Origin of the sequence: Roseovarius litorisediminis, from assembly GCF_900172295.1 — a bacterium.
In the GTDB taxonomy this organism is placed as follows: Bacteria; Pseudomonadota; Alphaproteobacteria; order Rhodobacterales; family Rhodobacteraceae; genus Roseovarius; species Roseovarius litorisediminis.
The window spans coordinates 280844-302561 of sequence record NZ_FWFL01000003.1; the positions used below are offsets into that span (position 1 = coordinate 280844).

At 58.1% G+C, this 21718-nt stretch carries 20 protein-coding genes; 9 read left to right on the forward strand and 11 right to left on the reverse strand.

The genetic code is table 11. The features are described 5' to 3' along the window. Nucleotides 1-82: 82 nt before the first annotated feature. From PEL8287_RS07480 to ribD, 7 genes are all read left to right on the forward strand, one after another. On the forward strand, nucleotides 83-385 hold the full coding sequence (locus tag PEL8287_RS07480; protein WP_085891748.1) for a hypothetical protein: 303 nt from the start codon (nucleotides 83-85) through the stop codon (nucleotides 383-385). A gap of 69 nt (nucleotides 386-454) precedes the next feature. Then, nucleotides 455-2398, forward strand: coding sequence for a DNA primase (dnaG, locus tag PEL8287_RS07485; protein WP_085891749.1), 1944 nt, complete (start codon nucleotides 455-457; stop codon nucleotides 2396-2398). 115 nt (nucleotides 2399-2513) lie between these two features. Then, a complete protein-coding gene (rpoD, locus tag PEL8287_RS07490; RefSeq protein ID WP_085891750.1) occupies nucleotides 2514-4499 on the forward strand; it encodes an RNA polymerase sigma factor RpoD in 1986 nt (661 codons plus the stop codon). Nucleotides 4500-4506: 7 nt separating this feature from the next. Continuing rightward, entirely contained in the window at nucleotides 4507-4782 is a 276-nt protein-coding gene (locus PEL8287_RS07495; RefSeq protein ID WP_085891751.1) for an HlyU family transcriptional regulator, read from the forward strand. A gap of 274 nt (nucleotides 4783-5056) precedes the next feature. After that, the gene (locus tag PEL8287_RS07505; protein ID WP_085891753.1) at nucleotides 5057-5464 is read left to right on the forward strand and encodes a secondary thiamine-phosphate synthase enzyme YjbQ; all 408 of its coding nucleotides are present in this window, start codon (nucleotides 5057-5059) and stop codon (nucleotides 5462-5464) included. A gap of 102 nt (nucleotides 5465-5566) precedes the next feature. Then, nucleotides 5567-6049 (forward strand): transcriptional regulator NrdR, encoded by a 483-nt coding sequence (gene nrdR / locus PEL8287_RS07510; protein ID WP_085891754.1) that lies wholly within the window; start codon nucleotides 5567-5569, stop codon nucleotides 6047-6049. Nucleotides 6050-6069: 20 nt separating this feature from the next. Next, the gene (gene ribD, locus PEL8287_RS07515) at nucleotides 6070-7140 is read left to right on the forward strand and encodes a bifunctional diaminohydroxyphosphoribosylaminopyrimidine deaminase/5-amino-6-(5-phosphoribosylamino)uracil reductase RibD (protein WP_085891959.1); all 1071 of its coding nucleotides are present in this window, start codon (nucleotides 6070-6072) and stop codon (nucleotides 7138-7140) included. 280 nt (nucleotides 7141-7420) lie between these two features. On the opposite strand, the gene PEL8287_RS20280 is transcribed toward ribD, so the two are convergent. Continuing rightward, entirely contained in the window at nucleotides 7421-7696 is a 276-nt protein-coding gene (locus PEL8287_RS20280) for an SRPBCC family protein (protein ID WP_235862229.1), read from the reverse strand. On the opposite strand from PEL8287_RS20280, the gene PEL8287_RS20285 reads away from it, so the two are divergent. After that, nucleotides 7661-8152: a TetR family transcriptional regulator C-terminal domain-containing protein gene (locus tag PEL8287_RS20285; RefSeq protein ID WP_235862233.1), complete on the forward strand. Its 492-nt coding sequence runs from the start codon at nucleotides 7661-7663 to the stop codon at nucleotides 8150-8152. The genes PEL8287_RS20280 and PEL8287_RS20285 overlap by 36 nt on opposite strands. A gap of 210 nt (nucleotides 8153-8362) precedes the next feature. Here PEL8287_RS20285 and PEL8287_RS07525 read toward each other — a convergent pair whose 3' ends face one another. The 3 genes from PEL8287_RS07525 to PEL8287_RS07535 form a co-directional block, all read right to left on the reverse strand. After that, on the reverse strand, nucleotides 8363-10390 hold the full coding sequence (locus tag PEL8287_RS07525; RefSeq protein WP_370737915.1) for a capsule polysaccharide biogenesis protein: 2028 nt from the start codon (nucleotides 10388-10390) through the stop codon (nucleotides 8363-8365). Beyond that, nucleotides 10387-11535: a polysaccharide biosynthesis/export family protein gene (locus tag PEL8287_RS07530; protein ID WP_235862236.1), complete on the reverse strand. Its 1149-nt coding sequence runs from the start codon at nucleotides 11533-11535 to the stop codon at nucleotides 10387-10389. The genes PEL8287_RS07525 and PEL8287_RS07530 overlap by 4 nt, the downstream gene beginning before the upstream one ends. 92 nt (nucleotides 11536-11627) lie before the next feature. Next, the gene (locus PEL8287_RS07535; protein ID WP_085891757.1) at nucleotides 11628-12920 is read right to left on the reverse strand and encodes a capsule polysaccharide biogenesis protein; all 1293 of its coding nucleotides are present in this window, start codon (nucleotides 12918-12920) and stop codon (nucleotides 11628-11630) included. 135 nt (nucleotides 12921-13055) lie between these two features. Between PEL8287_RS07535 and PEL8287_RS07540 the strand changes: the two genes are divergently transcribed. Beyond that, entirely contained in the window at nucleotides 13056-13643 is a 588-nt protein-coding gene (locus tag PEL8287_RS07540) for a riboflavin synthase (RefSeq protein WP_085891758.1), read from the forward strand. Nucleotides 13644-13664: 21 nt separating this feature from the next. Here PEL8287_RS07540 and PEL8287_RS07545 read toward each other — a convergent pair whose 3' ends face one another. The 7 genes from PEL8287_RS07545 to PEL8287_RS07575 form a co-directional block, all read right to left on the reverse strand. After that, complete coding sequence (locus PEL8287_RS07545) at nucleotides 13665-14738, reverse strand: phosphatase PAP2 family protein (RefSeq protein WP_085891759.1); 1074 nt, start codon at nucleotides 14736-14738, stop codon at nucleotides 13665-13667. An 87-nt stretch (nucleotides 14739-14825) separates the two neighbouring features. After that, a complete protein-coding gene (locus tag PEL8287_RS07550) occupies nucleotides 14826-15689 on the reverse strand; it encodes a DUF2189 domain-containing protein (protein ID WP_085891760.1) in 864 nt (287 codons plus the stop codon). 150 nt (nucleotides 15690-15839) lie between these two features. Then, nucleotides 15840-16496, reverse strand: a complete 657-nt coding sequence (locus PEL8287_RS07555; protein ID WP_085891761.1) for a DUF3726 domain-containing protein — start codon at nucleotides 16494-16496, stop codon at nucleotides 15840-15842. Then, nucleotides 16493-18196 carry a hypothetical protein gene (locus PEL8287_RS07560; RefSeq protein ID WP_085891762.1) on the reverse strand — a complete coding sequence of 568 codons (1704 nt, stop codon included), beginning with the start codon at nucleotides 18194-18196 and terminating at the stop codon, nucleotides 16493-16495. Before PEL8287_RS07560 ends, PEL8287_RS07555 begins: the two co-directional genes overlap by 4 nt. A 42-nt stretch (nucleotides 18197-18238) precedes the next feature. Next, the gene (locus PEL8287_RS07565) at nucleotides 18239-19222 is read right to left on the reverse strand and encodes a membrane dipeptidase (protein ID WP_085891763.1); all 984 of its coding nucleotides are present in this window, start codon (nucleotides 19220-19222) and stop codon (nucleotides 18239-18241) included. After that, on the reverse strand, nucleotides 19219-20670 hold the full coding sequence (locus tag PEL8287_RS07570; protein ID WP_085891764.1) for an aldehyde dehydrogenase family protein: 1452 nt from the start codon (nucleotides 20668-20670) through the stop codon (nucleotides 19219-19221). Before PEL8287_RS07570 ends, PEL8287_RS07565 begins: the two co-directional genes overlap by 4 nt. Before the next feature lie 90 nt (nucleotides 20671-20760). Continuing rightward, complete coding sequence (locus tag PEL8287_RS07575; RefSeq protein WP_085891765.1) at nucleotides 20761-21657, reverse strand: LysR family transcriptional regulator; 897 nt, start codon at nucleotides 21655-21657, stop codon at nucleotides 20761-20763. Nucleotides 21658-21718: the final 61 nt, after the last annotated feature.

Below are 21718 nucleotides of genomic sequence, written 5' to 3' on the forward strand. Positions count from 1 at the left end.
AGAATTCCCTTGGCCGGGCCCCTGACAAGCGGCAAAGCTTGCGATAGATTGTGGCAACGCCGGAACAATCAACGAGGCACCAATGGTAACCACCGCCCTAAAAATTGCTGGTTTCACCCTATTGCTGGCAACGCCCCTTGCGGCACAGGACAAAACCTTTCTGTGCAATACGTCCGGTGAGATCGTTGGTGCCGCTGTCACCTTGCGTGTGAGCGGGGCCTCGAATGCAGCTACGATCAAGTCGATCTCGAAATCGCTTGAGGGCGACAAGGCAACCTTCAAGCCGGCCGTTCAGCCCATCGTGGATTGGGTCTATACGCTTGATGAGCCTCTGCTGACCGATGAGGTGGCCCCGGCTTATGTCGAGGCCTGTCTGGCGCAATAGCGCGCCGCGTTCGGGGCATTTCCGTCGAACGGGCTGGACAGTGCCGCCTCTGAGACCGATAAATGAAACATGAGTCTGCCACCCGGATTTCTGGATGAACTGCGAACCCGCACCTCGCTAAGTCAGGTTGTGGGCCGCAAGGTCATGTGGGATACGCGCAAGTCCAATCAGGGCAAGGGTGACATGTGGGCACCTTGCCCCTTCCACCAGGAAAAAAGCGCGTCTTTTCATGTGGATGACAGAAAAGGCTATTACTATTGCTTTGGCTGTCATGCCAAGGGTGATGCGATCAGTTTTGTGCGCGAAACCGAGAATGTCGATTTCATCGAAGCGGTGCGCATCCTGGCGGGTGAGGCAGGCATGCCAATGCCCGAACGCGACCCGCAGGCGCAGGCCAAGGCCGACAAGCGCACCGAACTGGCCGAGGTCATGGAGATGGCCGTTAACCACTTCAGACTGCAACTGAAAACCGCGGCAGGTCAGCCGGCACGTGATTATTTGGACAGGCGTAAGCTGGGCCAGAAGGGACAGGACAGGTTCGAGATCGGCTTTGCTGCGGATGCCTGGCAGGGGCTATGGGATCACCTGAAAAACAAGGGAGTCGAGGATGATCTGATTCTGGGCTGCGGTCTGGCCAAGCCGTCGCAAAAGGGCGGTAAACCCTATGACACATTCCGCAACAGAATCATGTTTCCGATCCGAGATGCGCGCGGGCGCTGTATTGCCTTCGGGGGCCGCGCGATGGACCCCAACGATAATGCCAAATATCTGAACTCGCCCGAGACCGAGTTGTTTGACAAATCCCGCACGCTTTACAATCAGGGCCCGGCCCGCGAGGCGGCAGGCAAAGGCCAGCCTCTGATTGTCGCCGAGGGTTATATGGATGTGATCGCGCTGGCCATGGCCGGTTTTGGCGCGGCCGTGGCCCCCCTGGGTACGGCGGTGACCGAGCACCAGTTGCAAATGCTTTGGCGCATCTCTGATGAACCGATCATCGCTCTGGATGGTGACACTGCCGGGATGCGCGCGGCCTACAGGGTGATTGATCTGGCGCTGCCGTTGATTGAGGCAGGGAAATCGCTGCGCTTTGTGCTGATGCCCGAGGGCAAAGACCCGGACGATCTGATCCGCGCCGAAGGGGCAAGGGCGGTGCAGGCGCTTTTGGACAAAGCCCTGCCGATGGTGCTGCTGCTTTGGAAGCATGAGACCGACGGGCGTGAATTTGACAGCCCCGAACGCAAGGCCGCGCTGGACAAAACCCTGCGTGAAAAGATCAAACTGATCCGCGATCCGTCTATCCGTGGCCATTATGGTCAGGCGATCAAGGATATGCGGTGGCAGCTTTTCAACCCGCGCCGTACCCCTGTTGCGCGCGGCAAGGGGGGTAAATGGCAACCCGAACCTACGGCAAGGGCCAGCACCAAATCCTCGTTACTTGTTGCGGCGGGTGACAAGGCCGAAACGCACCTGCGAGAAGCGGTGATACTTGCCACATTGCTGGGGTGCCCCGAACTTATTGAAGAGTTTGAAGTCGCGATCGATAGAATGGAATGCCTCGACAGGCGGCATTCGGACCTGCGCGAGATTATTTTGCGGCATTGGCATTCTGGCGCCGAGGCACTGAAGGGTGAAATAGAGGCGCGCCTGGGGCCCGATGCCCTTGAAAAACTGATGTCGCTGCCCCATGTCGCGCTTACCCCTTCCGTTCGGAATGCGGGAGATAAAGACGTTGCCCGAATGGCCGTAGCCGAGGAGTTGGCAAAACTTGAAGCCGAGCGCGGCGTCAGCGCCGAGGTATCCGAGGCAGCCGAAGACATTGTTGGTATTGCGGATGAGGGGGTAACCTGGCGTCTGGGTCAGGCTGCCGAAGCCCGAAATCGCGCGGTGCGCAGCCAGCAAGAGGATACGACAGAATACGAACTGGGCGACAATGGCGCCCGAATCAACCGTGGTGAACGTGAACAGTTTGAAGCGTTAATTGACAAGATAACCTTTTCCAAATCGGGCCGTTGAAGGATTTTGGTGAGGAATAGGTAAAGAAAACAGGGTAAACGGGTGTGCGAATCACCAGATCGCGCTATTGATTCGAATATCGAATCAGTGCCCAGCTCATATTCAGGAGTCTTTCATGGCCGCCAAAGATAACGACGACCAAAAGTCCGACGATTCCGACACCGAGATCTCGCTTGATATGAGCCAGGCAGCGGTTAAGAAAATGATCGCTGAGGCCCGCGAGAAGGGCTTTATCACTTACGATCAGTTAAACAGTGTTCTGCCGCCCGATCAGGTGTCTTCGGAACAGATTGAAGACGTGATGTCGATGCTGAGTGAAATGGGCATCAACATCATCGAGGCAGAAGAAGCCGAGGAAGAAGAGCAGAAGACAACCGCCCTGGCCGAAGTCGGCCGGCGTGGTGAAATCACGCTTGGTTCGGGCAAAGAAGAAAAGCTGGACCGTACCGATGATCCGGTCCGCATGTACCTGCGTGAAATGGGCAGCGTTGAACTGCTGAGCCGCGAGGGTGAGATTGCAATCGCCAAGCGCATCGAGGCTGGTCGCAACACGATGATTGCAGGCCTGTGTGAAAGCCCGCTGACCTTTCAGGCCATCACCATCTGGCGCGACGAGCTTTTGGGTGAAGACATTCTGCTGCGTGACGTGATCGACCTTGAAGCGACATTCGGTAACCAGTTGGGCGATGAAGATGCAACCGAACCGGTTGTGGCTGCTGCAAACGTGTCTGCACCGCCCTCGGACAAATCGGCCAATGATCAGCCCGAACTGGATGCAGATGGCAATCCGATTGCCGATGACGACGATGATGATGAAGACGAACAGGCCAATATGAGCCTGGCCGCAATGGAGGCGGCGCTAAAACCTGGTGTTTTGGAAACGTTGGACAGGATCGCGGACGACTATGTCAAGCTGTCCGAGATGCAGGACAGCCGCATTTCGGCAACGCTGAATGAGGATAACTCGTTCACGGACAAGCAGGAAAAAACCTATCAGAAGCTGCGCGCCGAAATTGTTGAACTGGTGAACGAACTGCACCTGCACAACAACCGGATTGAAGCGCTGATTGACCAGTTGTACGGCATCAACCGCCGGATCATGCAGATCGATTCCGCCATGGTAAAGCTGGCCGACCAGGCCCGCATTAACCGGCGGGAATTCATCGACGAATATCGCGGTCGCGAGATGGATCCGAACTGGCTGGATGATATGGCCCAAAAATCGGGTCGCGGCTGGCAGATGTTCATGGAACGCTCACTTGAGAAAGTCGAAGAGCTGCGCTCGGATATGGCCCAGGTGGGGCAGTATGTCGGACTTGATATTCCGGAGTTCCGCCGCATCGTACAGCAGGTGCAGAAGGGCGAAAAAGAGGCCCGTACCGCCAAGAAGGAAATGGTCGAAGCCAACCTGCGGCTGGTTATTTCCATTGCCAAGAAATACACCAACCGGGGCCTGCAATTCCTTGATCTTATTCAGGAAGGTAACATCGGCCTGATGAAGGCGGTGGACAAGTTCGAATACCGCCGCGGCTATAAATTCTCGACCTATGCAACATGGTGGATCCGTCAGGCGATCACCCGCAGTATCGCCGATCAGGCTCGCACGATCCGTATTCCGGTGCATATGATCGAGACGATCAACAAGCTGGTCCGCACGGGCCGCCAGATGCTGCATGAAATCGGCCGCGAGCCGACGCCGGAAGAACTGGCGGAGAAGCTGCAAATGCCGCTGGAGAAGGTTCGCAAGGTGATGAAAATCGCCAAGGAACCGATCAGCCTTGAGACCCCGATTGGCGACGAGGAAGACAGCCAACTGGGTGATTTCATCGAGGATAAGAACGTTATCCTGCCTCTGGAATCGGCGATTCAGGACAATCTGAAAGAAACCACAACGCGGGTTCTGTCGTCGCTGACGCCGCGTGAAGAACGGGTTTTGCGGATGCGGTTTGGCATTGGCATGAACACCGATCACACGCTGGAAGAAGTCGGCCAGCAATTCAGCGTGACGCGTGAACGTATCCGTCAGATCGAGGCGAAAGCGCTGCGCAAGCTCAAGCACCCCTCGCGGAGCCGGAAACTGCGGTCGTTCCTGGATCAGTAGGCGACAGATGTCTCTGTTTTCAAAATTGTTCGGGGCCGGTTCCAAACCTGAACCCGAAGTTCAGGCCGAGATCTACAAGGGCTTTCGCATTGTGCCCGATCCACAGTCTTGTGAGGGTGGCTATCGCTTGGGTGCCCGGATTGAAAAAGAGATCGCGGGTGAGGTGAAGGTGTATGACCTGCGGCGTGCCGATGTTCTGCGGAGCGTTGAAGACGCCGAAGGCTTTTCGGTTCGCAAGGCGAAACAGGTGATCGACGAGCAGGGCGAGGCGATCTTCGGCTGAGCCGACGCAGTTTGATTACGAGATGAGGTGCGCCATAAATGCGCCCCCCACGTCGCCTGCGACCGCGTACGTTTTGTACGTTTCGTACGCGGGTTTCGTACGTTTTGCCCCGGTGGAGGAATTCCGCTGGCAACAGAGCGCGGCGGATTTACAAATGTGCAAGACATCCTGACCGAAAAAACTGCCGGATTGGCAAAGGTGACGATGGCAGAAACCGGGCGTGCGCTGGTGAAAGGTAAAGACAGCGACCGCGCTCTTTCTTATGCTGTGATACATGCAGACCACGTTTCAAATCCCCACGCGCGGCCCCGGTCTTTATGAGTTCACCGATCAGGTAGCGGCCTGGGTGCAGGGCAGCGGGGTGCTGACGCTGTTCGTCCGCCATACCTCGTGCTCGCTCTTGATCCAGGAAAACGCCGATCCGGAGGTGCAGAATGATCTGCGGAATTTTTTTCACCGCCTGGTGCCGCCAACCACTGACCCGAGCATGGCCTATCTGACCCACACCTACGAGGGCCCCGATGATATGCCCGCCCATATCAAGGCGGCGATGATGCCGGTGAGCCTGAGTATTCCGGTGGAAAACGGACGGATGCGATTGGGAACCTGGCAGGGAATCTACCTGTTTGAACACCGAAATGCCCCTCACACGCGACAGGTAGCGGCCTATCTAGCGGTGTAATTTCCCCCCTACCCAAAACCTTGTTGCTGTCCTATAGTGGCTGTGGATAACTGGGCCGAAGACCCATGACCAAGAAGGCAGAGAAGAAAAGGGGGACGGCCGATGCGCTGCCCGTTTTGCGGAAATATTGATACTCAGGTAAAAGATTCACGCCCCGCGGAGGAGCATGTCTCGATCCGGCGGCGGCGGTTTTGTCCGGCCTGTGGTGGACGGTTTACCACCTATGAGCGCGTGCAACTGCGTGATCTGGTCGTGGTGAAATCCAACGGCCGGCGCGAGGATTTCGACCGCGACAAGCTGGAGCGTTCGATCCGGATCGCGCTGCAGAAACGGCCGGTCGAGCCGGACCGCGTGGAGCAGATGATTTCTGGTATCGTGCGGCGGCTGGAAAGCATGGGCGAGACGGATATCCCGTCAAAAACCGTGGGTGAGATCGTGATGGAAAGTCTGGCGCGGATTGATACCGTGGCCTATGTGCGCTTTGCCAGCGTCTACAAGAACTTTCAGGCGGCAGACGATTTTGACAAGTTTGTCAGCGAACTGCGCCCAGACGACGCCCACACAGACGTCAAAACGGAAGAGTGAGCGCGGCTGACACCCGGTTCATGGCCCTGGCATTGATGCTGGGGCGGCGCGGGCAGGGTCAGTGCTGGCCCAACCCGGCAGTTGGCTGTGTGATTGTGAAAGACGGCCGGATTGTCGGGCGTGGCTGGACGGCGCCGGGTGGTCGGCCCCACGCCGAGCCGCTGGCGCTGGCACAGGCCGGGGCGGCGGCCAAAGGTGCCACGGCCTATGTCACGCTGGAACCCTGCGCGCACCACGGGCAAACACCGCCATGTGCCGAGGCCCTGATTAACGCAGGGGTGGCGCATGTGGTGGCGCCGTTTGCGGATAATGATCCACGTGTGTCGGGCAAGGGGTTCGAGATGCTGCGCGCCGCGGGGGTCGAAGTGACAACCGGTGTTTTGTCCAAGCAGGCAGCACAGGAACTGGACGGGTTTTTGCGGCGCAACGAACAGGGACGGCCCCGGGTGACGCTGAAGCTGGCCAGTTCCTTTGACGGACGGATCGCGACGGCCACGGGGCACAGCCAATGGATCACGGGCGCGCAAGCACGCCGCGCGGTGCACGGGTTGCGGGCAAAGCATGATGCGGTGATGATCGGCGCGGGGACGGCACGGGCCGATGACCCGATGCTGACCGTGCGCGACATGGGGGTTTCGCGACAGCCGGTGCGCGTCGTTGTTTCCCGCAGGTTAGACCTGCCGATGATGTCGAAATTGGCGATGACCGCAAAGGAGGTGCCGCTATGGCTGTGCCACGGCCCTCACGCGGATGCGGCTTTATCGGAAACCTGGGAGGGGATCGGCGCCACGCTGGTGCCGTGCCAGTTGACCGGCGGACACCTGGACATGGCATCGGTGCTGCAGGCCCTGGGGGATCTGGGGCTGACACGGGTATTCTGCGAGGGCGGCGGTGCGCTGGCGGCCTCATTGTTGTCTGCCGGGCTGGTGGATGAACTGGTGGGCTTTACCGCCGGGCTGGCGATCGGTGCCGAAGGGTTGCCTGCCATTGGTGCCATGGGCATTGCCCGGCTGGAAGAGGCCGCGCGGTTTACGCTGATTGAGACGCGGGATGTGGGCGGCGATGTGATGCATCGCTGGGAACGGCGCTGATCCTGGTTCGCACGCCTCGGGCCCCCACGGCGGCATATGCTGTCTTTGGTTAAGTTAGATCGCAAAGTGAACTAACGGACATTTACCTGAATGCGCAGGGGTCATCACTCAACTGCATTCCCGGCATTGTCCAGTGCTGTAGAAACGCCGCCTGCAAACAAAATCCATGTGTGGGTGAGCGCGGCCCTGAACCAACATCGACCAGATTGACGAAATGTTCGACATTTTGGCCGAGGGGATTCAGCTGACCACAGAAGATCTGAAACGCGAAGGGCTTTGGTCAGCTATCTGATCGGATCATACCTAGGTAATTGTCATAAAACGACTGAATTCCCCATTCCATTTGAGACAGCGGGCCGGGTACAAAATGGTGCGAATTGACACCTTCTTGATTGATCCGAATGATCCGTTCGTCATCAAGCGACGTTACGTGCCACAACCAGGTTAGCATGTCGCGGTCATAGTCCTTGCCGGCTACTGCATTTCCACGGACATACCAAACGACCTGGATATCGGTTTCTTGCAACGCAGTGGGCACAAATCTGTAACCCACCACGTGATCGGAATAGATCAGGAAATTGTTCAAGATTTCACCGGCCTGCAAGCTGCGCTTGCCCAATCCGGCATCAGCCCTCAGGAACAAATTGCAGCGGTGATAGAAAATGACCTTAGCGAGAGCGTGCTGAATGAACGCTCTGTAAGAGTTTGGTATGCTTTTCGTGGTGAATCGCGCAATCATCCTGGGATTGGCCGCTATTCCGACACCCGTGACAACAGGCTCCGCGATTTGATGTTCAACGCCTTCGAAAGCATTGTGCATAAAATTGACTTCCCAGACCCTTCGGTCGTTGCAAGAGATGCGACACACGGCTCATTGGCTTTGCTTGAGGGGATGTGGACCGATTACCTACTTCATCCCAAATCATTCAACCGAAAGTCTGCCAAGCGCATCATCTTTCGCTTTCTCGGGTCACTGTTTCCATCAAGTTTCTCAGAGAACGGCCCAAATTAATGCGTTTAGAACCTGCTTTCGAAAAAGTTTGCATCTCGTCGCTGGCGTGAAGCCAAGGTAGCGGTGACAATGTATTGGGCCGCCCATAGAACCCGGTTAAAGGTCAGCGATCGTGAATCTGAACCAGAGCTACCAAAGCTGCTGTAACGAGCCAGGGTTCAAATACATCCATCCCACGAGCAGAGCGCCGATAGGCATAGCGGCGGGTAGTCAGCGCCAGACGCTAGAGTAAGACGCAAACATTCCCTGTAGCCTGGCCAGCAGCCGGTTGGCGGTGCCCGGATGCGAAACATTACCGCTGGCAAGCCGGTCCATTACGACTTCGACAGGGCAGGGCTGGCGGTTTATGGGGTCAAAATAGCGTGGATAGTCAATCAAGGTGGCGTGTACCAGCCCGGCCAGCGTTGGGCGGGCAGTACGGCGGCAAGGCACATCCCCCAGATCGGTTGTCAGCCCCCAGCCAGCATAGAACGGCGCGCCGGTGCAAGTGACGGGCACGCCGCGTATAAGCGCCTCGAATCCCAGAAGCGAGGTCATGGTCCAGACCTCGTTTACCTGCGCCAGCAGGGCGGCGGGGTCGGTATGGGACAGGATGACATCTGCCAGCCCGTTCAGGTCGTCGGTCGCCAGGGTACCGGTGCGCAGACCGGCTTCAACATCCGGGTGGGGTTTGTAGAGGATCACGGCATCGGGGTTGGCGGCGCGCACCTTTTGCAGCAGCGCCAGATTGGTCGAGACCGCCCCCGCCCCAAGCCGGATTGAGGCGTCATCCTCGACCTGGCCGGGAACAAGGATGCAGTGTCCGGTGGGCAGGTCGGGCAAGGGGCCACCAAGGTTATATTTGCTGAGCCGCCGATCAATCAGCCGTTTGATCAGCGCTTCGGTGCGGTGTTGCTGATCGGGGCGCAGGTTGGCGCGTCTGGCGATCCAATCCTCCAGCCGACTGGGGCGGTTGGGGTCATAATAAATGCCCAGGTCGTCACAGACGAGCGACAGCGGCGGCACCAGTTGGGCCCCCAGACCACGCGAACGCAGAAACCCGTCTTCGACCTGTACGGCGCCTTCCGGGGCCTGATCCGCCTTTGAAGCCCAGACCATGGCGCGGCGTGATGGGTCAGGCCGGGTCCCCTTGCGGAACGTGACGCTTGTGTGTTGACCGAAAAACCGTTGCAGAGGCTTGCGTTTCCATAGGCGCATGCCGTAAGCCGCCCAGCCCCCGTGATCTTCACGCCAGCAGCGTGCGCGGGCCTCGAGCAGGGAAATCACATCTTCAATCTGGCAAAGGCAGTCGCGGTGCGGATCATACCATTTGGGGTAGAGGATCATCGCGGCGGCAAAAAGCTGTGCCCGGCTGAGGGGGCGGCCCCGGCGTGTCAGTCCCAGCGGGTGTCGGTCATCAGTCAGGCCCCACCCGGCATAGAAGGGTCGCCCGAAGATTTGGGGGCGGTGACCGGCAAAGATCGCCTCGAACCCCAGATGCGATGAGACCGAGTAAACCGCAACGGCCCCTTCCAGCAGGGACCAGGGGCTTACAGGATCAGATAAAAGCGTGACGCGGTCGCTGGCATCCCCGGGCCCAAAATAGCCGGTGCGGTGGCCCTGGGCGGTTTCGGGGTGGGTTTTGATCACGATACGCGCGCCGGGGTTATCCTCGGCGGCGTAGTACAGCATTTCGCGAAACGTGTTGGTGTCGGCGCCGCCATGGGTGACGCTGGCGTCGCCTTTTGTCTGGTCGATCACCAGCACATACCCCGGATCGGGGCAGGGCAGGGTGGGGTCACAGGCGCTGTATTTGGTCAGATGCGCCTCAGTCAGGCGGGCAATGGCACCACGGGCGCGGTCCATCAGGGCGGTGTCATCCAGTGGATGTGTGGCCAGCAGCGTTTCCAGATCCGACGGGGTGCTGGCATCGAAATGCACGCCGCCATGATCAATGACTAGACCAAGGGGCGGTTCGCAATCGCGACCGGGAAAGAGCGAGCGCAGAAAAGCGTCCTCGATGCGGATAAGACCCGCGCCCGTGCGTTCGGCCATCGCTTCGCCGCGTTTGGCATAAGGGCTGTGACCCCAGACGGCGATAAGGTCCTTGGCCTTAGGGGTGCCGAGTTGTAGTTTGTAGCCTGCAAGTTCAAGGATCCGGCGGAGCCGTTGCTGGTACAGAAAGCCCGCGTTGAAATAGAAAATCCGCCGGGGATCAATGTCTCCGGCGGGGTCACACGCGTCACCTGGATGGATCAAATGCCGTCCAGTGTATTGCCCGCTGTCGAGACTGAACCAACCGCGCCAAGCGTGCCGGTCAGAGCCGAGATAACCTTGCTCCATTGGGCGAACGGGGCTTCGGTCACATAGATTGTATCTTCGTCACGAATGACAAAATCGCGCGCCATGAACATGCCGTTGGGTTCGGTCAGGTCAAGCACGTAAACCATGCGTTGCGCGCCCTCAAGATCGTTGCGCCCCAACACCTGATTGGAAATCGACGCGGGTTCGTTGCGCATGACAAAAACGCCGGTCGGATCGGCGAAGTTTGTGGTCAGGCCACCAACCTGGGCCAGAGCCTCAAGCGCGCTGAGCGTCTGGGTTTTGAATTGCACACGCGCCTGCGCACCTGTGGCCCCAAGAGCAGTGAAGGCGCGGGTGTCCTGTTCAACCAGGATACGGTCGCCACCGCGCAGCGCGATGTCAAATTCTGGGTGTTTGTAAAGATCCTGAAACCAGATTTTGCTGCTTTGCTGGCCGCGGATCAAAGTGATCTGGGCAACCTCGGGTTCAATCGAGATACCGCCGGCAGCGGCCATCATTGTCGAGAGCGTCCGGGTCGGGCGTTCAATCGGGTAGACGCCCTGGCCGTTGACCGACCCAATCAGCGAAACAGTCGATCCGTCGCCGGCAAGGCGGCGCACCTGAACCTGTGGGTCGGGCGTTTGTTCTTCAAGTTTTGTGGTGATGATTCGGCGGATCGCCTCGGGAGAGTTGCCTGCCGCGCGGATGCGGCCCGCATATGGCACAAAGATAAAGCCCGAGCCGTCGACCTGCACTTCGTTCAGGACGGTCTGATTCTGCGCCTCACCGGCCAGCAGCCCGTCATCCACGTTTTCCCAGATTGTCAGGCCCAGGGTATCGCCGGGCTGGATGGTGTCAGAGCCAAGAACATTTGCGTTCTTCAAGCCCTCGGAAAAGCTCAGAGCAGGTTGTACTGCGGTTGCCTGAGTCACCCTGTCATTGACTTCCACAACAAAGGAATCGCCGGACTGCTGCACAGATCCTGAATAGATTTCCCGCTTGTTGGGGCCGGTACGGGGCAACGTACCGCAGGAAGCTACGATACTTACGACTGCAAGCAGGGCGACAGATTTCGCCCATGGGTTTAATCGAGATTTCACTGCCCGGTCTCCTCGACCTATTATAAAGGCCACTCTTTTCAGCGAACCTAAAGCGAAGTCACTGGAAAATCCAGAGTTACTACAACTGAAAGTTACGTCACAACATGCAACTGTTGCCTTGGGGCCGCGGTACCTGATTTCAGCGCATCATAGGGGTCGTCGTTGGCAAGCATCATATCAACGACCTGGCGCAGCAACTGGCGCCGCCCGCGAGACGAATAATAGCCACCTGCAATCTGGCTGGTTTCCAGCAAATAGCGGCGATAATCGGTATAAGATTTACGATCGGGACGGTCGGCATCTGCAAAGAAATCGCGCAGCGGTTTACTGCTGACGAATTCGGGTTTGGCATAGACTGCAGCCCCGAATGTTTTGAGGGGGATACAGCGCCAGAGAACTTGCTGTGCAGCGGTGGAATTCACGGTCACTGCGCTGCTTGCCTCGTCCAGCAGCCGGGCAAGTTTGCCGCCACGCACAAAATGCACCCGCTTTTCAAGGCCATAGGCGTGAGCAAGCCGCCGCAGGTCGCGCTGGATTGGTGCGCGGCCATCTTCAAGCGGATGGGCCTTGAAAACCAGGTGGTGATGGGGGGGGGCACCATTTGAAAACCCCTGGATCACGTCTTCGAGAAATTCGGCTATTCGGGTAAACGGAGAGTGCGCCTGAAACGAGGCATCATGTTCCAGCTGCAATAGCACAAGATGATACGGAAAGGCGCCGTGTTTGATACGGGCGGTTGCGATCCGGCGTTCAATTGCGTGCAGGGGCATCAACAAAAATCTGCGCAGATACAACTTGAATTCCTGGCCGACAGAAAGCGACCGGTGTGGCCGGATATTTCCGTACCGTCGGTTCTTCAGCAGGACAAACCCGTGGTACAAGGCGCCGTAGAAGATATGCTGGCGCATATCTCCCCAACTGGCGGGCGGCAGGGGGGCGTCCGTTTCAGAATGTTCGAGAGCAGCGCGCATATCGTCCACGCTCATGTCCATCAGACGCGAGTTTCCGTTGCTGCCATCACGCTCGTAGGTCACCCAGTAGGGGCGCATGTAGCCTTCTTCAAACACATGGACCCTGAGGCCAAACGCATGCGCAAGGCTGACGGCCTGGGCGTGGATTGGGCGTATATCTCCATAGATCACTAGATCGGTGATGGTTTTCTGGTCTACCAAGGCGGTAAATCTGTCGGGCCAGTCCTGCGCCCGTTCCAGATAGGGAATATAACTGCTTTTGTCGGGCCAAAAAGCCTGATCCCCGGCGTTGAAGCCGACACGCCAGACCTGTGCGCCTGCCTTCAACAGAGCCTGCCCAAGTTGGCCGAAAAACGGGCCGTGTGGCCCTTGCAGAAATAGAAAGTTTCGGCCTTTTCCGGTCAAATCGCTCATGAAGTTGCGGAACCTTTACGGATTTCGCTCTGTTTAGCGGGGAAATGGTGCGAAAGTAAGCCCCAAGTCGCGCCCTGTCTTGTCAGTTTGGCGCGGCACGGCTAGGTCAGGAAGACAGCCAAGCGGAGGCCATTCATGTTTACGGGAATTGTCACGGATATCGGTCGGGTTCGCCAGATTGAACAGCGCGGTGATATGCGCGCGCGTGTTGCCACGGGGTACGATACCCGCGGGATCGATATCGGGGCCTCGATCGCCTGCGACGGCGTCTGCCTGACGGTGGTCGCGACCGGAACCGACTGGTTTGACGTGGATGTATCAGCGGAAACCGTATCAAAAACCAACCTGGGCCTCTGGGTTGGGGGGCGGCGCGTGAACCTGGAGCGCGCGCTGAAAGTCGGCGATGAACTGGGTGGGCATATCGTGTCGGGTCATGTGGATGGTCTGGCCGAGGTTGTGGCCATTGCAGATGAAGGCGACAGCACCCGCGTCACCCTGCGGGCGCCGACAGAGCTGGCAAAGTTCATTGCCCCCAAGGGGTCGGTCGCGCTGAATGGCACATCGCTGACGGTGAACGAGGTTGAGGGCTGTGATTTCGGCATCAACTTTATTCCCCACACCAAAGAGGTCACAACCTGGGGGGATGTGGCGATTGGCGACAAGATCAATCTGGAGATTGATACCCTGGCGCGTTACGTCGCGCGACTGGCCGAGATGTCATAAAGCGGGGTTTTCCAACCCGGTTCAATCCTGCAACAGGGCCAGCTTGTTGCCGGCCCACCAGCATGCCAAGGCAATGAAAAAGCCGAAGTAACCGTCCACGGCGTAGTGCCAGGCCAGATGCACCGACCCAAGCTGGACCAGGATTGCAAAGCCCACCATCGACCAACCAAATAAACGGTTGTAGCGAAATCCCAGGAATGCCATCAGCCAGGAACTTGTTACATGCATGCTTGGCATGGCGGAAATGCCGCTGAGTTCACCGTCGCTGAGGTATCCGTCAAGCAGCATTTTCTGCAGGTCCAATGCCGAAAGCGGATTGATCGACGACATTTCGTGAAGATTTGCCATCAGCGGTGCAAACTGGTCACCATAGCCGAAAGCCTCGTAATAGACGGGTCCGCCCGAGGCAAAGAGGATCGCCAGAAGGTTGCCGCCAATCGCCCAGACCAGGACAAAGGACAGCAGAAAAGCGTTTCGGCGCTGCAGGTTAGAGGTATCGAAGCAGGTTATGAACACGCAGTAATACAGCGCGAAAAACCAGATGTTATAGACACCGTTTATCAGGCTGGTGGCGGCTGCCGTCCCAAATAGCGGCTGCACAAGTACATATGGGTCATAACCGCCGTGCAGCACACGGTCTATCCGGGCAAAGAAGGGATCCCAAGAAAACGGGTTTATCAGGGGAATCGTATCTTTGATGAAAGCAAAGGTGCTGGCAAACAGAATGATACCGAGAAACGAGATAACCCCGCCTGACATGCGTCCGGGTTCAAGTAAGGTGTTGCGGATGTCCCCCAAAAGCCAATGGATTGGTTTGGCAGGGCGAACATGCCGCGCCATGTAGATGAAACGCCAGCAAACAAGACCAGCCAGGAAAAGCGGCACAAAGGTTGTCAGCAAACGCAGAAGGTTTGGTACAGCCGTGGATTTGAATGGAATGGACAGGGCAATGCTGATGCCAACACCGGCCAGCAGATGCACGGCAATGAGACCAAACAGAACCTTGTTGCGCGAATAGGCTTGAACCAGCGGGTTGTCCCGTAGCGTCCAGCCAGATGAATCCGGCCTGGGGTGTGTTTCCAACTGCATTGCCATGCCTGCGCCTCCACGTGATTGTGGACGGACATAGGCGGGCAACTTGGCAGCGCCTTGGCAGCATTGCGCCGTTTTTAGGGCGCGGTTTTATTCCGGCGGGGGCACTGCGGCGCGATAAAGATGCCAGGTGGCATGTCCCAGCACAGGTAAAACAACGATCAGCCCCAGGAAAAGCGGGATTGAACCCAGCGCCATTGCCAGGGCCACGATCAGACCCCAGATGGCCGTGGTGCGCGGGTTATCACGTGCGACCTGAACCGATGTCATAACCGCTACAGGCAGGCCAGCGCGCCGTTCGATCAGCATGGGAAACGAGACCATACTGATGACCAGAACCAGACAGGCAAAGACAAAGCCCACTCCCATGCCGAGGATCACCATCATCCAGCCAGCGCTGGTGGTCGCGACATCAAATATAAATTTACCCACTGAAACAGGTGGTTGTGGGCCTAAAGTCATGTTGTAGATCAGGCTGGCGGCAAACATCCAGGCGATGAAGATACCCAGCAGGACCAGGCCCAGGACCGTAACCGGCCCGATGATATGAGCTCGCAGTGCCGATAAGGCCGCACCCCACCCAACCTGTAATCCGGCCTCACGCTGTCGGCTCATTTCATACAGGCCGACCGCCGCAATCGGGCCCAACAGGGCAAACCCGGCAGCCAGTGGGAACAGCAACGGCAGTCGGGCCATGTCAAAAGCCATGACCGCAAGGCAAATGCCGATGATCGGGTAGATCGCGACCAGAAACATGACGTCGCTGCGGAACGTGGTGAAATCATTCACCCCCTTTCGCAGGGCGTTGCGGATATCGGTCGTGGTGATTTTGTTTGTGGCCGGTGGTGCTGTCAGTTCGCTGCCAAGCGAACCGGCCACGGCGCCGACCGTGCGCCCGGTGCCAAATGCCGCGTCGGCGGCCCAGCTAAGCGGGTTTCCGATAGTCTTGACCATTTCAAACCTCCTGATTTGCAGCCAGGACGGCAGATCAGGCCCGTGCACGACGGAGAAAGGCGTTTGGACATGCAGATGCGTCCCGGCCTTGTGACGGCCTATCCTAACACGTTTTGGTGCCGGATGGTGTCACAATCGCGGGATCATGGGTTAATCGTTGTCGCTAAGTCCGGCGCCCGCCCCGGCAAGGCGGCTTTCAGGGGTGTCGGGCGCATAGGTTCGATTTGCAAAAAATCCTAATTTATCAGCGGATTGGGCGCCGACATTGCCACGGTAGACCCGGCGAAGGGAGGCGCCCCGTTGTTCAGCAGAGACGGCTACTGAAACAGATTCGGCAGCGGGAATGAGCAGGTCTGCATCTGTGTCGGCGTCCACAAAGGAAAGCCCCTGGCAGCGTGTCAGCACAGCGCCGGGCCAACTGAGGGAGAGTGCAGCCCCGGTCATATCGGCGGCAGCAGCGACATAAGGATAAAGCAACAAGGGACAGGAGGTATGCCCAAGCGTTATCTCGCGTCCCGACGCAAGGTCAGCCGCAAGATCGCAGAGCGCCGCGCCGGTGATCAGGGGGCAAAGGCTGCTACCCGCAGTTGTCCAGTTTGCGGCGCTTGTGTCCTGTGGGCGCAGGAGTTCATAGGCGATGCCGTCATTCTGCTCAAGCAGGCCGGCCAGCATGTCCGCCCCGGGATAGCCCATCGCACAAAGCCAGCGGGTGGCTTTGCCAGCTTCTTCGGCAAGCCCCCAGCAAAGGCCCGATCCGCGCGCGGCTTTTTTGGCAAGGGATTCGATTTCGTTCAGGGACCAGTTCATAACGTGGCGCTTTCAAGATAGGGGTAGGTCCAGTCGTCTGCGTTGCCAGTGGCAATCTCGTGTGGGAACGGGGCGTGTTGGAACATGTTGATACGCACCCAGCGGTCTGAGCGGGGATCGAAATGGCAGGCGCCGAAAAAGGCCAGCTTGGCGCGCAAAAGGTCGATGGGCAGCATCGTGGCGTCGATGGTGTTATCCCGGATCTCGGCGTAGGGATACCGCGCGGCGATCTGGGCGCGGCGCACCACATGGCGGTGCTCGGGGTGTTTCAGAAGGAAAGCGGCAACCGGGCCGTCGGCAAAACCTTTCAGATCGGCATACATACGTGCCGCATCGCGCCCCGGGCAAAGCGGTTGTTCGTAGGGTTCGATCGGCTCTTCAAAACGCTCGCCAAGGCGTGGTTCAAGCTTTTCCTCGGAAACGTACCAGACGCGGGCCTGAGCGGAGCGGCTTGTCCAGTCGATGTTCAGGGCCCAACCATAGATATCTTCAGTCAATTCCTTGAGTGTGGCGACGGACATGGACCCGTCGATGCGGTAGACCGTCGTTTCATCGGCCGCCATGGTATCGGCCAGATCGTCCACCATAGCGCCATAAGGTTCCATCAGCAGTGAGACCAACTGTTCCTGCCCTTCCAGCGAAAGCGCGCCTTCAGCCCAAAGCCACAGGCGATTCCAGGGGTAATCTGTTTGTAGATCAGCCCCGTTAATATGACCTTCAAGACGGCTCATATCTGACTGAAGTTGCGCGATTTTCTTGATTTGCAGCGGGTGTTCGGAATGCCAGGCGCGGGCGTGCAGCTGCGCGCGTGCCGCAATTTGCCGGAAGGCCAGCACAGCATCCGCACTTGCCGTGGGCAAAGACCGGACCCGCGCCAACGCGTTTTCGCGCGCTGAGATCCAGTTGCTGATCAGGGCCGGGTGGTTCAGCAGATACGGGGCCATGCCCAGACCGGTGGAATTGCCGATACCAAAACGGCGACGCAGATCGGGGTCGATCTTGACCGCCGTATCGGGTGCGCGGGCTTGGGCCAGATACTCGACCAGGTCCAATACGAAGGCGCGTGTCAGGTAGACCGACAGCATCTCGATCTGGAAAGGCGCTTTGAATTCGGGGCGATCTGCGGTGTATTCGCGATCTGCCGCCCCCAGCTTGCCCGAGCCATAAACGGCGGTGGTACGCATGAGGTATCCCACCTGATTGACTGTGGCCAGTTCCGGTTGCTCGCCTGCGGCCAGACGCGATACGACATGTTCAAAAAGGCGCACCGAGCGGTTGGCGCGCGATACTGAAAGTTCGCGATCAGTGACGCGACCGGCCTCTTGTTTGGGGATGTTGGCACCAAGGCGGGTAATGTCATCGTCGGTAGGAATGCCGTCAAATAGAGTAAATGTAGCATCCCAGGCCGTGGCAATCACCCGGTCCGAGCGCATTTCAGGCGGCAGATCATGCGCAAAGGCCACCAGCGAGTAGCTGTGGTCGGGCCCGTGGGCCGTATAGACGGCATGGCCAACGCCATTGGCGTCAATTTGGAAGGCGTGGCGTTCGAACCGCCAGTTTTCGCGTTTAAGTCGACGCAGCAGAATGCGCATGAATGACAAGCGGCTTTGGTGAAACGAGCCCATCCGGCTAAGTTGCATCACAACGTTGGGGTCGCGGGGGGCGATGGCGCCAGCGGGTTGAGTTTCTTGCATTGTCATCCTCCGGTCTTGCCCATGATATAGTGCTGTTTCCGATGTTGATCAGATCTGTTGCGGCCCAAAATTTTCGTCGTAGAAACGAAGCCAGTTGTTGCCCATGATGCCGGCGGTTTCGCTCTCGGAGAAGCCGATTTTGCGCAGGCCGTTTTCGATATTGCCGAAATCGCGGTTGTCCTTGAACCAGTCGGGCTGTGGCGGGAAACCGGGGGCGGCAGCCGAACCTTCACCATAGTCGATTTCTTTGGACCAGCGGCCGACACGCATCCATTCGACGATACTATCGGGTTGGTCCTGACACAGATCAGAACCAAGGCCGAAATGTTCGGCGCCAAAGGTTTCGGCAGCGCGTGCGATCATTTCGCAGAAACTTTCGACGGTGCAATTGGATTTGTCTTTCAGGTGGTGGGGATACATCGAAAAGCCCATCATACCACCGTTTTCTGTGACAGCGCGCACCACATCATCGCGTTTGTTGCGCAGGGCGGGTTGCCAGGAATGCAGATTGGCGTGGGTGATGGTGATTGGACGCTCGGATATCTCAGCCGCCTCAATCGTGGAACGATCTGCAGAATGGCTCATGTCGATCACCAGCCCGACGCGGTTCATCTCCTTGATGACCTGCTTGCCCATGCGGGTGATGCCGGAGTCATCGGCTTCGTAGCAGCCCGTCGCCAGCAGCGATTGGTTGTTATAGGTCAGCTGCATGAACCGCGCGCCCAGTTTGTGCAGGATTTCCACAAGGTCGATGTCATCCTCGATCGGTGAGGGGTTCTGGAAGCCAAAGAAAATCGCAGTGCGGCCCGTTTCGCGTGCCTTGCGCACATCGCTGCCCCATTGCCCATGAAAGATCAGGTCGGGAAATTGTTCGAACCAGCGGTTCCACTGCTCAAAGTTCAGAACGGTTTCACGGAAATTCTCGTGGTACGAGATGGTGACGTGCACCGCATCGACGCCGCCCTCGCGCATCTGGCGAAAGATTTTCTCGGACCAGTTGGCATATTGCAGGTTATCGATGCGGTAGGTCATGAGGGGGTTCCGGCCGAGATATAGGCGGTTTTCACGGTGGTGTAGAACTCGGCTGCTGCCTTGCCCTGTTCGCGCGGGCCATAAGAACTGTCGCCGCGGCCACCGAAGGGCACGTGGTAATCGGTGCCAGCTGTGGGCAGGTTGACGGTGACAACCCCGGTGCGCGCGTTGCGGCGGAAATGGGTTGCACGGGCCAGCGACTGTGTGACGATGCCCGAGGTGAGGCCGAAATTGGTGTCGTTCACTGTTGCCAAAGCCTCGTCATAGCTGCCCACCCTGATGACAGCGGCCAAGGGCGCAAACATTTCTTCCCGGTTGATGCGCATATCGTTGGTGGTGTTCAGGAACACGCCGGGGGTCATATAGTACCCTTCCGTTTCACGGCTGACCCGTTCGCCGCCGCAGGCCAGTTCCGCCCCTTCGGATTTGCCCAGATCGGCATAGCGCAGGTTTTCATTCAGCTGCTGTTCGCTGACCACGGGGCCGATTTGCGTACCCTCGGCCAGCGCATGGCCCACTTTCATGGCTTTCGCGCCAGTGATCAGTTTTTCGACAAAGGCATCGTGGATTTTGTCATGTACGATCAGGCGCGAGGAGGCGGTGCATTTCTGCCCCGACCCACCAAAGGCCCCCCCAAGCGCCAGAGTGACCGCCAGATCAAGATCGGCGTCATCCATCACGGCAAGGGCGTTTTTGCTGCCCATTTCCATCTGCACCTTGGTCAGGTTCTGAATGGCGGCGGTGGCAATGCCTTTGCCCACAGGCACTGAACCGGTGAAGGAGATGGCGTTGATCTTGGGGCTTTCGACCAGGCGCTGACCTACGTCGCGACCTGCGCCCATGACCAGATTGAACAGGCCTTTGGGCATATCCTGACGGCTGATGATTTCGGCCAGCGCTACGGCCGAGGCCGGTGTGACGTTAGCGGGCTTCCAGATCACCGCGTTGCCATAGCAAAGCGCCGGTGCGATCTTCCAGCTGGCGGTGGCGGTGGGAAAGTTCCACGGGCTGATCACGGCCACGGTGCCGATAGGCTCGCGACGTACGTCCACCTCGATGCCCGGACGGACAGAGTCGGCGTTTTCGCCCAGCTGACGCAGGCATTCGGCAGCATAATAGGTAAAGAACTGGCCAGCGCGGAAAACTTCGCCCTTGCCTTCGGCCAGAGGTTTGCCTTCTTCGCGCGACAGGAGTGTGCCCAGTTCTTCGGCGCGGGCCATCATTTCGTTGCCGATCGCCATCAGGACCGCTTGCTTGCGCTCCATCCCGTAGGCGGCCCATTTTCGTTGGGCGACAGCGGCGGCGTCAAGTGCCTGTTCCAGCTGGTCGGCACTGGCCTGTGCGTACATTCCGACAAGCTCGGACAAATCCGAAGGGTTGCGGTTTTCGATCTCGCTGGTACCGGCGACCCATTCGCCTGCGATGAAGTTAAGCTGTGTATCGGCCATGGCGAGATATCCTTTTTTTGCGCGCGGAAGGTGCCCCATAAGAGGACACATAATGAAGATTCAGGCAAACGCAAAATTGTTGAAATAACTTCAGTTTGACTGAAGTTTCTTTTGCCCTGCTGAAATATTGGTGGCGCGAATGGCATTGGCCAGAGCGCGGGCCGCAGGGGTCAACATATGGCCGGGTTGGGTCACCATCCACACCTCGCGCCGCGCCGTGCTGTCAACCAGGGGCAGAAAGGCAAGGTCGGTGAATTCCGGCAGAACAGCGAGCTCGGGCAAAATGGTCACGCCAACACCGGCGCGTACAAGGCTAAGGATCGACGCGGTGTTGTGAACCATGAGGTGCGAGGCCTTGAGTATGGGCGCAAAGTTTTCGTCCCTGATAAAATCACACAGACCATTGGCAATGAAATTGATACCGTCCAGATCGGCCCAGGTCAGTCGAGACCAGTCGCGCGCCAAAGGGTGATCGACGGGACAGACCACGCCAAAGGCATCGGTGAACAGCGGTTGGCGGTCAAATCCGGGCATATGCCCCAGGCTGGCCAGTCCTATATCGGCGCGTTCGGCCATCAGTTCACGGTGAACGGTGGCCGAATTGGTATCCATCATGTCGATTCGTACACCAGGGTGCTTTTCCATATATTGCCGCAGGATGGGGGGCATCACGGTTTGCGCAACCGAAGGCGTGACGGCGATGCGGACATGGCCCAGCCTGGCCTGAGACAAGCCTTCAATCGCAGATACCGTACGCTCAAAATGGGCCAGTTCGCGGTTGGCTTCAATCTGGACAAGTTCACCCAGTGGGGTGAGGCGCGATTTGCGGGCGGTTTCAAACAGAGGCGCCCCGACGTGATCTTCGAACTGGCGCAGCATCATCGACACGGCAGAAGGTGTCCGCCCCAGCGTTGCCGCCGCATCCGCAAGACTGCCGTGTTCGGCGACCGCCCGGAAGCATCTGAGCATTTCGATTTTAATCGCCAAATTTAGATTTCCTTAATTTGCCTAACTCTAAATCAGTAGTTTTTAATTATGACGCCCAATT